General features: G+C 63.6%; 8 protein-coding genes. 5 read left to right on the top strand and 3 right to left on the bottom strand.

All coding sequences use genetic code 11. The annotated features are described in order from the left end of the window. Nucleotides 1–35: 35 nt before the first annotated feature. Nucleotides 36–2,429, bottom strand: a complete 2,394-nt coding sequence (locus tag EKL15_RS19680) for a beta-N-acetylhexosaminidase (protein WP_203090272.1) — start codon at nucleotides 2,427–2,429, stop codon at nucleotides 36–38. A 211-nt stretch (nucleotides 2,430–2,640) separates the two neighbouring features. Further along, nucleotides 2,641–5,349: a magnesium-translocating P-type ATPase gene (gene mgtA / locus EKL15_RS19675; RefSeq protein WP_060421998.1), complete on the bottom strand. Its 2,709-nt coding sequence runs from the start codon at nucleotides 5,347–5,349 to the stop codon at nucleotides 2,641–2,643. Between the two features lie 423 nt (nucleotides 5,350–5,772). Here mgtA and treR point away from each other — a divergent pair, with 423 nt between their 5' ends. The 3 genes from treR to treC all read left to right on the top strand — a co-directional run bounded on the left by treR (nucleotide 5,773) and on the right by treC (nucleotide 10,005). Further along, nucleotides 5,773–6,720 carry a trehalose operon repressor TreR gene (gene treR, locus EKL15_RS19670; RefSeq protein WP_049271197.1) on the top strand — a complete coding sequence of 316 codons (948 nt, stop codon included), beginning with the start codon at nucleotides 5,773–5,775 and terminating at the stop codon, nucleotides 6,718–6,720. A 137-nt stretch (nucleotides 6,721–6,857) separates the two neighbouring features. Continuing rightward, nucleotides 6,858–8,273 (top strand): PTS trehalose transporter subunit IIBC, encoded by a 1,416-nt coding sequence (gene treB / locus EKL15_RS19665; protein WP_203090270.1) that lies wholly within the window; start codon nucleotides 6,858–6,860, stop codon nucleotides 8,271–8,273. Between the two features lie 67 nt (nucleotides 8,274–8,340). Then, complete coding sequence (gene treC / locus EKL15_RS19660; RefSeq protein ID WP_203090266.1) at nucleotides 8,341–10,005, top strand: alpha,alpha-phosphotrehalase; 1,665 nt, start codon at nucleotides 8,341–8,343, stop codon at nucleotides 10,003–10,005. A gap of 28 nt (nucleotides 10,006–10,033) precedes the next feature. On the opposite strand, the gene EKL15_RS19655 is transcribed toward treC, so the two are convergent. After that, nucleotides 10,034–10,558: an NAD(P)H-dependent oxidoreductase gene (locus EKL15_RS19655; protein ID WP_047729213.1), complete on the bottom strand. Its 525-nt coding sequence runs from the start codon at nucleotides 10,556–10,558 to the stop codon at nucleotides 10,034–10,036. A gap of 106 nt (nucleotides 10,559–10,664) precedes the next feature. Here EKL15_RS19655 and EKL15_RS19650 point away from each other — a divergent pair, with 106 nt between their 5' ends. Next, nucleotides 10,665–11,579 (top strand): LysR family transcriptional regulator, encoded by a 915-nt coding sequence (locus tag EKL15_RS19650; protein WP_203090265.1) that lies wholly within the window; start codon nucleotides 10,665–10,667, stop codon nucleotides 11,577–11,579. A gap of 244 nt (nucleotides 11,580–11,823) precedes the next feature. Beyond that, entirely contained in the window at nucleotides 11,824–13,962 is a 2,139-nt protein-coding gene (nrdD, locus tag EKL15_RS19645) for an anaerobic ribonucleoside-triphosphate reductase (RefSeq protein WP_102985537.1), read from the top strand. Nucleotides 13,963–14,018 lie beyond the last annotated feature (56 nt).

The raw sequence follows: 14,018 nt of genomic DNA, 5'->3' as shown, positions 1-14,018 counted from the left end.
AAGACCGGGGCTCAGCTCGTCGAGCCCCGTCACCCTCACTCCATTTTAAGTCCGCGCAGCAGCGCCTCCAGCGGGTAAACCGCCGCAATCACCACTTCGTCGCGCGTCTGCGCCGCCGCATCCAGCTGGCGCTGCGCTTGCTCGGCCTCGGCCCGGCTCAGCGGTTTGCCCTGCTGGTGGCGATCCAGCAGCGTTAAGCCCAGCGTGGCCAAGGCGCCAACGTCCTGCGCCACCGGCGCCAGATCGCGCAGCGTACGGTTGCCCGCGATCGCCGTCTGCAGTGCAGCGCCGTTCGCCTGCCAGCGCTGCAGCCGTTCGCGCAGCGCCTGCGCCGCCGCCTTATCGCGCTTATCCTGCAACAAGGCCGCGACCTGGGCATGCATGTCGCGCACCGCGCCGCTCTCCGGCGGCAGCGCATCGGCAAAGCGGTTCAGCGGTTCGAACTGGTGATAGTTGCCGGCCTGGAACTTCAGGTGCTGGCGGGTGTAATACTGCGCCGGCTCCACCGCCTCGGCCAGGATCTGCAGCGGCAGGATCTGCACGCTGTTGCTCAGCCGGGTGAATTCGCGCGCCGTTTCCGCGTGCTGCTGCAGGCCGACCGACACCACCGACCAGGCGTCGATCGCCGCCAGCCGCCGGTACATGTTGCTTTCGTCGGTAACGTCCTGCGCAGACCACAGCCGCTCTGCCACCGCGAAGGCGCGCGGCCACAGCTTGAGATCGAGCAGCGGCGCGCGCACGTTTTCCGCCCACAGCGCCGCTTCGCCGCCGAGAATGTTGGCCTGCCCTTTCTCGTCCGGCACCACCGGCATCTTGCCCGCCGGCACCGCCGCCAGCTTGTCGCCGCGGGTGGGGTAACGCACGTTGCCGACCAGCGTATAGCCGCTGAGCTTGTCCTGCTGCAGCGTGAACACCGGCCGCGTGTCGCCCATCCAGGTATCGACGCGGAACGTCACCTGCTGCGGCGTGCGCCAGACGATGTCGTGCACCGCGCGGCGCGATTTGCCGTTGAAATCGATAAAGCCGCGCCAGCCCTGCTTGCCCTCGATCAGCGTGAAGCTGCCCTCCACCGCGCTGCCCTTCAGGCGCGGCATGCTGAAACGCCAGCTTTGCGCCTGCTCGCCCGGTTGCACCGCCGTCTCGACCCCCAGCGGCTGCGGCAGAATTTCATTGCGGTAGTGATAGGCGGTGCTTTGCGGCTGATCGAGATAGAAACCGGTGGAGAGAATGCCCTGATAACCGTCCTGGGCGCTGGCACCCAGCGAGTCTTGCCCCTGCCAGGACTGAATGACGATCGAACGCGGCAGCGACGGGTGGTAGATCTCGTCCCAGCCGACCATCTGCCGCTGGTGCTTCTCGAGGATCTTTTCCAGCTTCTGGTTGAAGTAGGCCTGCAGCGCATGGGTATCCGCCAGCCCGTTCTTCTGCATAAACGCCTGAATCGACGGCGACGCCCGCCACTGGCTGGCGTCCACCTCATCGCCGCCGATGTGCAGATAAGGATCGGGGAAGATCGCCGCCAGCTCGCCGACGATCGTGTCGACAAACTGATACACCTCGTCGCGGGTCGGATCGAGCGTCGGCTTATGCACGCCCCACTCGCGCTCCATGCGATACGGCCCCGGCGCGCTCATCAGGTCGGGATAGGCCACCGCGATGCTGGAGGCGTGCCCCGGCATGTCGATCTCCGGCACCACGCGAATGCCGCGCGCCGTGGCGTAAGCCACTACCTGCCGCATCTGCTCGCGGGTGTAGAACTGGCCGTCGCTGGCCTGCTGTTGCAGTTTGGGGTAATGCTCGGAGGCGAAGCGCCAGCCCTGATCGTCGGTCAGGTGCCAGTGGAACACGTTAAGCTTGGCCGCCGCCATCCCGTCGAGCTGGCGGAGAATGTCCGGCAGCGGCAGGAAATGGCGCGCCGAATCCAACAAGACGCCGCGCCACGGGAAGCGCGGCACGTCGCGGATATCCACCAGCGGCAGGAAGGTGTTTTGCCCGTCGGTCTGCAGCAGCTGCAGCAGGGTCTCCATGCCGCGCAGCGCGCCGAAGCGAGTGTTGGCGGTCAGCGTGGCGCCCTGCGGCGTGACCGCCAGCCGGTAACTTTCGTCGCTGCCCGGCAGCGGCAGCGCCGCCACCCGGTCCTTGATCACCACTTTGATCGCCGCGCCGCCCTTCGCTTCAACCGCCGGTGCCAGCGTCCAGCCGGTCTGCAGTTCGATGCGCTGGCGCCAGCGCGGCAGCACGTCGCCCAAGTCGTCACCCTGGACGCTTAACGACAACTGGTGATCCAAAATCAGCTTGCCCGCCGGTTGCGTCACCTCCACCTGCTGCGGCCAGGGCATCAGCGGCAGATCGCCGGCCGGCTGCGCCAGCGCGCCGCAAGAAAACCATAACGATGAAGCCAGTAGCGTATAACGGAAAGGTCTGTGCATCGGAAATTCCTCAGAGGAAAAAAACAAAATATCCCCAATGAATTTCAAACCACCGCTAGGCGATAAACAACAACGCGGTGGCTTGAAAGGCGCAGGGGAAAACAGCCAACGCTGTAGATAAAGACTCAGCACAGAACAGATGTCCAACCGTTACGGTGAAAAAGCGGACGGGATCACAGTTGCCCCCTCCCGGCCGGAGGGGGCGAGCGGGTTATTGCCAGCCGTAGCGGCGCACGAACCAGCCTTTCACGCACTGGGTCAGCACCATGTAACCGGCGAGGATCAGCACCAGCCACGGGAAGTAGGCGAGCGGCAGCGCCTGCAGCTGCAGGAAGCCGGCCAGCGGCGAGAACACCAGGCCGATGCCGGTGGCGATCACCGCCAGCGTCATGATGCACAGCGGCCAGGATGGGCGGCTCTGGATAAACGGAATTTTGCGCGTGCGGATCATGTGCACGATCAGCGTTTGCGACAGCAGCCCTTCAACGAACCAGCCGGACTGGAACAGCGTCTGCATTTCCGGCGTATTGGCCTTGAACACCCACCACATCAGGCAGAAGGTCAGCACGTCGAAGATCGAGCTGATCGGCCCAAAGAACACCATAAACCGCCCCAGATCGGCGGAGTTCCAGCGCTGCGGCTGGGTGATCTGATCGTCGTCGACGTTATCGAACGGGATGGCGATCTGCGAGATGTCGTACATCAGGTTCTGAATCAACAGGTGCAGCGGCAGCATCGGCAGGAACGGCAGGAAGGCGCTGGCGATCAGCACGCTGAACACGTTACCGAAGTTGGAGCTGGCGGTCATCTTGATGTATTTCAGCATGTTGGCGAAGGTACGGCGCCCTTCGATCACCCCCTGCTCCAGCACCATCAGGCTTTTTTCCAGCAGGATGATGTCCGCCGCTTCCTTGGCGATGTCCACCGCCGAATCGACGGAGATGCCGATATCGGCCGCACGCAGCGCCGGCGCGTCGTTGATACCGTCGCCCATAAAGCCCACCACGTGCCCCTGGCGGCGCAGCAGTTTGACGATGCGCTCTTTGTGCAGCGGCGTCAGCTTGGCGAACACCGTGGTGCGCGCCGCCGCCTGGGCCAGCTGCTCGTCGTCCATCTGCTCGATCTCGCTGCCGCGCAGCAGGTGCTCGGCCGCCAGCCCGACGTCCCGGCACACTTTGGCGGCCACCAGCTCGTTGTCGCCGGTGAGGATCTTCACCGTGACGCCGTTCTGTTTCAGCGCCGCCAGCGCCGGCGCGGTGCTCTCCTTCGGCGGATCGAGGAAGGCGACGTAGCCTTCGAGGATCAGATCCGACTCGTCCGCCACGCCGTATTCGTGGGTTTGCGCCGGCAGGATCTTGTTGGCCACTGCCACCACCCGCAGCCCCTGCTGGTTGAGATCGTCGGTGATGCGGCGAATGCGCGCCAGCAGCGCCTCGCTGAGCGGGATCACCTCGTCTTCGTGACGCACGTGGCTGCAAATCGCCAGCATCTCTTCCAGCGCGCCCTTGCACACCAGCTCGTGATACTCGTTGTCCTTGGCCACCACCACCGACATGCGGCGGCGCACAAAGTCGAACGGGATCTCATCCACCTTGCGGTAGTGCTGCAGCGCTTCCGGCTGCTGATTTTGCTCCGCGCAGCTCAGCACCGCCACGTCGAGCAGGTTTTTCAACCCGGTCTGGTAGAAGCTGTTCAGCCAGGCGTAGCGCAGCACCCGCTCGCTGCTGGCGCCGAACACGTCGGTGTGGCGCTCCAGCACGATCTTGTCCTGGGTCAGGGTGCCGGTCTTGTCGGTACACAGAATATCCATAGCACCGAAGTTCTGGATGGCGTCCAGGCGTTTGACGATCACCTTCTGGCGCGACAGTTTCACCGCCCCTTTGGCCAGCGTCGAGGTGACGATCATCGGCAGCATTTCTGGGGTCAGCCCGACCGCCACCGACAGCGCGAACAGCGCCGCTTCCCACCAGTCGCCCTTGGTGTAGCCGTTGATCAGCAGCACGATCGGCGTCATCACCAGCATAAAGCGGATCAGCAGCCAGCTGACCTTGCTGATGCCGCTCTGGAAGGCGTTCGGCTGATCATCCTGGCTGGTAACGCGCTGCGCCAGCTGGCCGAAGTAGGTGTTGCCGCCGGTGCCGATGACCATCGCCAGCGCGGTGCCGCTGACCACGTTGGTGCCCATGAAGCACAGGTTCTGGCAGTCGAGCGGATCGGCCGCCAACGCCTGCGGCGCCGCGGATTTTTCCACCGGCAGCGATTCGCCGGTCAGCGCCGCCTGGCTGATGAACAGATCCTTGGCCGACAGCACGCGCAGATCCGCCGGGATCATGTCGCCGGCCGCCAGCTTGATGATATCGCCCGGCACCAGCTGCGCGATCGGCAGCTCTACGTGCTCGCTCCTGCCGGTGAGCGCATCGCTGCGGATCACCGTGGCGGTGTTGCTCACCATGGCCTTCAGCGCGTCGGCCGCCCGGTTGGAGCGCGCCTCCTGGATGAAGTTCAGCAGCGTGGAGATCAGCACCATCAGCGCGATCACCAAGGCGCCGGTCAGATCCTCGGTGGCATAAGAAATCATGCCGAGCGCGGTCAGCAGCAGGTTGAACGGGTTGCGGTAGCAGTGCCAGAGGTGCTGCCACCAGGCCTCTTTCTGCTGATCGTCGATGACGTTCTCGCCGCAGCGCTGGCGCACCTGTTCCGCCTCATGGGCGGTGATGCCTTCCGGGTGGCTGTGGAAACGCTCAAACAGCTGCATCGTCTCTGCGGCGGCGCATTCCAGCCGCTGCTGCGCCAGGCCGGCCGGCATATCGCGCGCAGCGCCGCCGACGCTGTCCAGCAGGCTGTCGCGCCGCACCAAACGGCGCGGAAGGCCGCGGGCGAACAGACCCAGCAGCTGACGGGGGAGTTTTTTCAGTTTCATGGTTCGCACCTCGTCGCCCGGTGCCTCACGGCAGCGGGTAAACGGGGATCGTCATCGGCCGGGCGGATGGCGGGCACGCCAAAAAGCCTCTGCCAATGCAGATCCTTATTCTTTTTTTCAGCAGCAGGAGCGAACGACGAAGCGCGCGCCACCGGTTACCGTGATGTACTTCACCGGTAAAACAGCAGCGCCAGGCGGAGAGGTTTTACCGGAGAACCGAGTGAGTGTCTAAAGCAGTCGGGTCGGGGTCCATATGGGGTATAACCTCCGGTAAAGGGAAAAACAGAGCGGCAGGAGCGGCCGTTCATCGCAATGTCACAATCCCGTTTTGCATCAAGATCCGCGTCGGAAAATGAGCTATGCTGACGGGCATTCATTATTGGCCGTCAATTTACGCCTTACAACCTAAACGACAAGTAAACCATGCAAAACCGGCTGACCATCAAGGACATCGCACGCCTGAGCGGCGTAGGCAAATCCACCGTCTCACGCGTGCTGAACAATGAAGGCAGCGTGAGCCCGCAAACCCGCGAACGGGTGGAAGCGGTGATCCGTCAGCAGGGGTTTACCCCCTCCAAGTCGGCGCGCGCCATGCGCGGCCAGAGCGACAAGGTGGTGGGCATCATCGTTTCCCGTCTCGATTCGCCGTCGGAAAACCAGGCGGTGCGCACCATGCTGCCGCTGCTGTATCAGCAGGGCTTCGACCCGATCGTGATGGAGAGCCAGTTCGAAACCCGCCTGGTGCAGGAGCACCTGCACGTGCTGCGCCAGCGCAACGTCGACGGGGTGATCCTGTTCGGCTTCACCGGCCTGACCGCGGCGATGCTCAAACCGTGGCAGGAAAAAATGGTGGTGATGGTGCGTGAATACGACGGCTTCTCGTCCGTCTGCTACGACGACGCCGGCGCGGTGAACCTGCTGATGGATCGCCTGTACCGGCAGGGGCATCGGCATATCGGCTATCTGGGGGTGCAGCTCAGCGACGCCACCACCGGCCAGCGCCGCTATCAGGCCTACCTCGACGCCTGTGAACGCCTCAAGCTCACGCCGCGCGCCACGCTGGGCGAGCTGAGCTACCAGAGCGGTTTCCAGCACGCCGCCGAAGTGATCGACTCGCACACCAGCGCGCTGATCTGCGCCTCCGACAGCATCGCCCTGGGGGCGATTAAATACCTGCAGCAGCAGCCGGCGCACGCCATTCAGGTGTGCGCCATCGGCAACACCCCGCTGCTCAGCTTCCTGTTCCCCGATACCCTGTCGGTCGAGTTCGGCTACGGCAGCGCCGGCCTGCTGGCGGCGCAGCAGCTGCTGGCGCAGCTCAGCGGCGAACAGGGGATCCGCCGCCTGGTGGTGCCCAGCAAACTTTCCTGACGACCTGCTTAGAAGTTGACCATTTTTTGTCATTTTGTGATCCTCGCCCCAAACCGGGAACGTTCCCATTTCATTCAAAAAGCCGAGTGGCTAAGCTTTGATCATTACTCAGTCAACACCTCTGCAGGTATCCCATAATGAGCAAAGTAAAACAGCAGGATATTGATCGCCTGATTGTTTTGGTCGGCGGCCGCGAGAACATCGCCACCGTCAGCCATTGCATTACCCGGCTGCGTTTCGTCCTCAATGACCCCAGCAAGGCCAGCCCCAAAGAAATCGAAGAGCTGCCGATGGTCAAAGGTTGCTTCACCAACGCCGGGCAGTTCCAGGTGGTGATCGGCACCGACGTCGGCGACTACTATCAGGCGCTGATCGCCAGCACCGGCGTCAACGAGGCCGACAAGGAACAGGCCAAGGTCGCCGCGCGCCAGAACATGACCTGGACCGAGCGCACCATCTCCCACTTCGCCGAGATCTTCTTCCCGCTGCTGCCGGCGCTGATCAGCGGCGGTCTGATCCTCGGCTTCCGCAACGTGATCGGCGACATCCCGATGTCCGACGGCCAAACGCTGGCGCAGATGCACCCGGCGTGGAAAACCATTTACGACTTCCTGTGGCTGCTCGGTGAAGCGATCTTCATGTTCCTGCCGGTGGCCATCTGCTGGTCGACGGTGAAAAAGATGGGCGGCACGCCGGTGCTCGGCATCGTGCTGGGCGTCACCCTGGTGTCGCCGCAGCTGATGAACTCCTACCTGCTCGGCCAGCAAACGCCGGAAGTGTGGAACTTCGGCTGGTTCGTGATCCAGAAAGTCGGCTATCAGGCGCAGGTGATCCCGTCGATCCTGGCGGGCATGGCGCTGGGCTGGATCGAAACCCGGCTGAAAAAGATCGTCCCCGACTATCTCTATCTGGTGGTGGTGCCGGTGGTTTCGCTGCTGCTGGCGGTGTTCCTGGCGCACGCGCTGATCGGGCCGTTCGGCCGCATGATCGGCGACGGCGTCGCCTGGGCGGTGAAAGCGGTGATGACCGGCAGCTTCGCCCCGGTGGGCGCCGCGCTGTTCGGCTTCCTGTATGCACCGCTGGTGATCACCGGCGTGCACCAGACCACGCTGGCCATCGACATGCAGATGATCCAGAGCATGGGCGGCACCCCGGTATGGCCGCTGATTGCGCTGTCCAACATCGCGCAGGCCTCGGCGGTGCTCGGCATCATCATCATCAGCCGCAAGGCCAACGAGCGTGAAATTTCGGTGCCGGCGGCGATCTCCGCCTACCTCGGCGTGACCGAACCGGCGATGTACGGCATCAACCTCAGATACCGCTTCCCGATGCTGTGCGCGATGATCGGCTCCGCGATCGCAGGCCTTATCTGCGGCCTGGACGGCGTAATGGCCAACGGCATCGGCGTCGGCGGCCTGCCGGGCATCCTGTCTATCAAGCCGCAGTTCTGGCTGATTTACTCGCTGGCGATTCTGGTGGCGATCGTCATCCCGCTGGTGCTGACCATCATGGTCTACAAACGCAAGGCCGCCCGCGGCGAGCTGCCGGTTTAATTGACGCAAGATGAATGTAGGGGCCTGCTTGCGCAGGCCCGTTGTCACGATTCAAAGGTATTGATCTATGAGCAACCCAACCCCCTGGTGGCAGAACGGCGTCATCTACCAAATTTATCCGAAGAGTTTTCAGGACAGCACCGGCAACGGCTACGGCGATTTGGCCGGCGTGACCCGGCGGCTGGACTATCTGCAGGAGCTGGGCGTCGACGCCATCTGGCTGACGCCGGTCTACGTATCGCCGCAGGTGGACAACGGCTATGACGTGGCGGACTACTGCGCCATCGATCCGGCTTACGGCACCATGGCGGACTTCGAGCAGCTGGTCGCCGCCGCCCACCGGCGCGGCATCCGCATCGTGATGGACATGGTGTTCAACCACACCTCGACCGAGCACCCGTGGTTCAAGGCCGCGCAGGATCGCCACAGCCCGTATCGTCAGTTCTACGTCTGGCGCGACGGCGAAGGCGATACGCCGCCGAACAACTGGCGCTCCAAGTTCGGCGGCAACGCCTGGCAGTGGCACGCCGACAGCGGCCAGTACTATCTGCACCTGTTCGCCGCCGAGCAGGCGGATCTCAACTGGGAACACCCGCCGGTGCGCGAAGAGCTGAAGAAAGTGTGTCAGTTCTGGGCGGACAAAGGCGTCGACGGCCTGCGCCTCGACGTGATCAACCTGGTGTCCAAACAGCAGGACTTCCCGTCCGACAGCCAGGGTGACGGCCGCCGCTTCTACACCGACGGCCCGCGCATTCACGAGTTCCTGCAGGAAATGAGCCGCGACGTGTTCCAGCCACGCGGCCTGATGACGGTGGGCGAGATGTCCTCCACCACGCTTGAGCATTGCCAGCAGTACGCGGCGCAGAGCGGCGAAGAGCTGTCGATGACCTTCAACTTCCACCACCTGAAGGTAGACTACGCCAACGGCGAAAAATGGACGCGGGCGGCGCCGGATTATGTGGAACTGAAGCAGATCTTCCGCCACTGGCAGCAAGGGATGCATAACCGCGCCTGGAACGCGCTGTTCTGGTGCAACCACGATCAGCCGCGCATCGTGTCGCGCTTCGGCGATGAAGGCGCACTGCGGGTGCCGGCCGCCAAAATGCTGGCGATGGTGCTGCACGGCATGCAGGGCACGCCTTATATCTATCAGGGTGAAGAGATCGGCATGACCAACCCCGGCTTCCGCGCCATCGAGCAGTACCGCGACGTGGAAAGCCTGAACATGTACGCCGAGCTGAGCGCCCAGGGCCGCAGCGACGCCGAACTGCTGGCGATCCTGGCGGACAAATCGCGCGACAACGGCCGCACGCCGATGCAGTGGAGCGCCGCGCCGCACGCCGGTTTCACCACCGGCACGCCGTGGATCGGCTGCGCCGAGAACTACCCGCAGATCAACGCCGACGCGGCGCTGGCCGATCTCGACTCGGTGTTTTACGCCTACCGCCAGCTGATCATCCTGCGCAAGCAGTATCCGCTGCTAACCCACGGCGACTATCAGGATCTGGCGCCGGATCACCCGGCGCTCTGGTGCTATCAGCGCAGCTGGAACGGCCAGCGCCTGCTGGTGGTAGCCAACCTGAGCCGCGAACCGCTGGCCTGGGCGGCGGAAGGCGTGGAAGCCTCCGCCCAGTGGCGCCCGCTGATGAGCAACTACAGCGACTCGGCGGATCAGCCGCAGGCGCTGACGCTGCGGCCGTTCGAAGCGGTGTGGTGGCTGCTCGAAGACTGATCCCGCAGGGCGCGGCGAGCGCTGCGCCCTACAATGTCCCCATCAGCGCCACCACCCCGGCGGCCGCTTGCGCCAACTGCTCATCGCTCATGTCGGTCACGCCCTGCACCAGATGCGGCGGCAGATAATCCATGCCGGTCAGGTTAGCCAGCGCATGGAACGGCAGCAGCAGATCCTGCACCGGATAGCGGTTGTAGCCTGCCGGCGTGTAGGCCTGCGCGTTGCCGCCGGTGCTCACCACCAGCTGCAGCGGCTTGCCGTGCAGTTTGGTGCCCTCGCTGCCGTAGGCGAAACCATAGGTTAATACCGCGTCCTGCCATTCGCGCAGGATCGCCGGCGAGCTGTACCAGAAAAACGGGAACATCATCACCACCGCATCGTGGCTTTCCAGCAGTGCCTGTTCGCGCGCCACGTCGATGCGGTAATCCGGGTAAGCGCGGATCAGTTCGTGCACGGTCACGTTAGGCAGCGGGCGCACGGCCTCGATCAGCGCCTGGTTGATGCGTGACTCGTCGGGGGTGCGGTGGGCGGTTAACACTAAAATGCGTGACATAAAGGATTCCTTGAACGTAAAGAAGATGAGGCATTTTTCCATTTCTGCCGCTTCGGGTGTAGGCTGTTCAAGGTCACTTCAATTTCAACCGAAAGTATCAACCACTATGTCGCTGCCCTTTGACGTGCACCGCCTGCTGCCGGCCTTCCTCGCCGCCGCGCAGGCGCAAAATTTCTCCGCCGCCGCCCGCCAGCTGGGCGTCACGCCGGCGGCGGTCAGCAAAAATATCCGCGCGCTGGAAGAGAAGCTGGCGCTGCGGCTGTTTCAGCGCAACACCCATAACGTGCTGCTGACCGACGAAGGCAAAGCGCTGCTGGCGCAGGTGGCGCCGCTGTGGCAGGCGCTGGCGGCGACATTGGAAAGCGCCGGCGGCAAACGGCAGGCGCCGGCCGGGGTGGTGCGCGTCACGATGATCCCCGGCTTCGGCCGCCAGATGCTGATGCCGTTAATCCCGCAATTTCTGGCGCGCTACCCGCAGATCGATCTCGATCTGTCGCTGGACGCCAGGGTGGTGAATCTGGTGGGCGAAGGTTTCGACGTCGGCATCGGCAGCCGGGTCGATCCCGACAGCCGGCTGGTGGCGCGCCCACTCTACCCGATGCACATGGCGCTGGCGGCGTCGCCCGACTATCTGGCGCGGCGCGGTGAACCGCAAACGCCGTACGACCTGCTGCGGCACGACTGTCTGCTGCACCGCAACCCCAGCAACGGCCGCCACGTCAAATGGCAGCTGCGCCATCAGGGCGAAACGCTGGCGCTGGATCTGAACGGCCGATTGGTGGTGAGCCGCCCAGAAATGTTGCTGGATGCGGCGCTGGCCGGGCTGGGCATCGTCAACCTGGCGCGCTGGTACCTCGAAAAGCACTTTGAGCAGGGCACGCTGCGGCCGGTGCTGGCGGAGTGCTGGCCGCGCCCGGTGCAGCTGTGGCTCTATTACGCCTCGGCGGATCTGCCGCCGCGGGTGCGCGTCTGGGTTGATTTTCTGCTGGCGCATTTTCGCGATCGGCCAGTGAGCGATTGACGACTGTTCAGCTTGCGCACGCTCTTCCGTTTTCCTTGTTCTACATCAAAAGAATCTCGCCAATATCTATATATAGTGCATTAAGAATTACGAATACCTATATATAGTAGTTATCCACAAAATCATCCACACGCCGCCACAGCCCTTGCGCGCTGCGGCTTTGCCCTGTGGATAAGCGAAATTTGACGGTTGCTCGCCACGCCAGGCGGGTATGAACGCTCCCTCGGGGAACAAGGAGTACAACGTGAAACCAGTAGTGATTAAGCGGGACGGTTGCCAGGTACCTTTTGACGAAGCGCGCATCGCGCAGGCCATCGAGCGCGCCGCGCTGGCGGTGGGCGTGGTCGACGCCGACTACTGCGCCACCGTCGCCCGCGTGGTCGCTCAGCGCATGGAGCAGCAGCCGCGCGTCGATATCCACGAGATCCAGCAGGCGGTGGAAAACCAGCTGATGGCCGGCGAGTACAAACAGCTGGCGCGCGCCTATATCGAATACCGCCACGATCGCGATGTGGCGCGCGAGCTGCGCGGCCGCCTGAACCAGGAGATTCGCGGCCTGGTCGAGCAGAGCAACCGCGCGCTGCTGAACGAGAACGCCAACAAGGACAGCAAGGTGATCCCCACCCAGCGCGACCTGCTGGCGGGCATCGTCGCCAAGCACTACGCCAAGCAGCACATCCTGCCGCGCGACGTGGTGCTGGCCCATGAACGCGGCGAAATTCACTACCACGATCTCGACTACTCGCCGTTCTTCCCGATGTTCAACTGCATGCTGATCGATCTGAAAGGCATGCTGACCAACGGCTTCAAGATGGGCAACGCCGAGATTGAGCCGCCGAAGTCGATCTCCACCGCCACCGCCGTGACCGCGCAGATCATCGCCCAGGTCGCCAGCCATATCTATGGCGGCACCACCATCAACCGCATCGATGAAATTCTGGCGCCGTTCGTCGACGAGAGCTTCCGCAAACACCTGCAGGTGGCGGAAGAGTGGCAGATCCCGGATGCCAAAGGCTATGCCATGGCGCGCACCGAGAAAGAGTGTTACGACGCCTTCCAGTCGCTGGAGTACGAGGTCAACACCCTGCACACCGCCAACGGCCAGACGCCGTTCGTCACCTTCGGCTTCGGCCTTGGCACCAGCTGGGAGTCGCGCCTGATCCAGCGCTCGATCCTGAAAAACCGCATCGCCGGGCTGGGCAAAAACCGCAAGACCGCCGTGTTCCCCAAACTGGTGTTCGCCATCCGCGACGGCCTCAACCACCAGTACGGCGATCCGAACTACGACATCAAACAGCTGGCGCTGGAGTGCGCCAGCAAGCGCATGTACCCGGATATCCTCAACTACGATCAGGTGGTGAAGGTCACCGGCTCGTTCAAAACGCCGATGGGCTGCCGCAGCTTCCTCGGCACCTACGAGCAGGACGGCGAACTGGTGCACGACGGCCGCAACAACATCGGCGTCATCAGCCTCAACCTGCCGCGCATCGCGCTGGAGGCGATGGGCGATGAGTCGCGCTTCTGGACGCTGCTGGATCAGCGCCTGCAGCTGGCGAAAAAGGCCCTGATGACGCGCATCGCCCGGCTGGAAGGCATCAAGGCGCGGGTGGCACCAATCTTGTACATGGAAGGCGCCTGCGGCGTGCGGCTCAAGGCCGACGACAACATCGCCGATATCTTCAAGCACGGCCGCGCCTCGATTTCGCTGGGCTACATCGGCCTGCACGAGACCATCAACGCGCTGTTCGGCGGCGAAAACCACGTGTATGACGACGAAGCGCTGCGCGCCAAAGCGGTGGCGATCGTCGCGCGCCTGCGCGCCGCCGTCGACGCCTGGAAAGACGAGACCGGCTACGGCTTCAGCCTCTACAGCACGCCGAGCGAGAACCTGTGCGATCGCTTCTGCCGGCTGGACACCGCCGATTTCGGCGTGGTGCCGGGCGTCACCGACAAGGGCTATTACACCAACAGCTTCCACCTCGACGTGGAGAAGAAGGTCAATCCGTACGACAAGCTGGACTTCGAAGCGCCCTACCCGCCGTTGGCCAGCGGCGGCTTCATCTGCTACGGCGAGTACCCGAACCTGCAGCACAACCTGAAGGCGCTGGAAGACGTGTGGGACTACAGCTACAGCCGGGTGCCTTACTACGGCACCAACACGCCGATCGACGAGTGCTACGAATGCGGCTTCACCGGTGAATTCTCCTGCACCAGCAAAGGCTTCACCTGCCCGAAATGCGGCAACCACGACTCGGCCAAAGTCTCGGTCACCCGCCGGGTGTGCGGCTATCTCGGCAGCCCCGATGCCCGGCCGTTCAACGCCGGCAAGCAGGAAGAGGTGAAACGCCGGGTGAAACACCTCGGCAACGGGCAGCTCGGCTGAGAAACGCCGTGCAACCTAGGCAGAAGCCTGTTCATCAGGCGTGATTGTCGCAGCCA

This window comes from Serratia sp. 4542 (genome assembly GCF_016805595.1).
In the GTDB taxonomy this organism is placed as follows: Bacteria; Pseudomonadota; Gammaproteobacteria; order Enterobacterales; family Enterobacteriaceae; genus Serratia; species Serratia nevei.
Note: the sequence above shows the minus strand (reverse complement) of the source record. Positions and strands in the feature narration are given on the sequence as shown.

What these genes read in the sequence shown, in the direction of transcription:
- treR (WP_049271197.1), top strand. Translation starts at nt 5,773, where the DNA reads ATGCAAAACCGGCTGACCATCAAGGACATCGCACGCCTGAGCGGCGTA.
- EKL15_RS19655 (WP_047729213.1), bottom strand. Translation starts at nt 10,558, where the DNA reads ATGTCACGCATTTTAGTGTTAACCGCCCACCGCACCCCCGACGAGTCA.
- mgtA (WP_060421998.1), bottom strand. Translation starts at nt 5,349, where the DNA reads ATGAAACTGAAAAAACTCCCCCGTCAGCTGCTGGGTCTGTTCGCCCGC.
- treC (WP_203090266.1), top strand. Translation starts at nt 8,341, where the DNA reads ATGAGCAACCCAACCCCCTGGTGGCAGAACGGCGTCATCTACCAAATT.
- treB (WP_203090270.1), top strand. Translation starts at nt 6,858, where the DNA reads ATGAGCAAAGTAAAACAGCAGGATATTGATCGCCTGATTGTTTTGGTC.
- EKL15_RS19680 (WP_203090272.1), bottom strand. Translation starts at nt 2,429, where the DNA reads ATGCACAGACCTTTCCGTTATACGCTACTGGCTTCATCGTTATGGTTT.
- EKL15_RS19650 (WP_203090265.1), top strand. Translation starts at nt 10,665, where the DNA reads ATGTCGCTGCCCTTTGACGTGCACCGCCTGCTGCCGGCCTTCCTCGCC.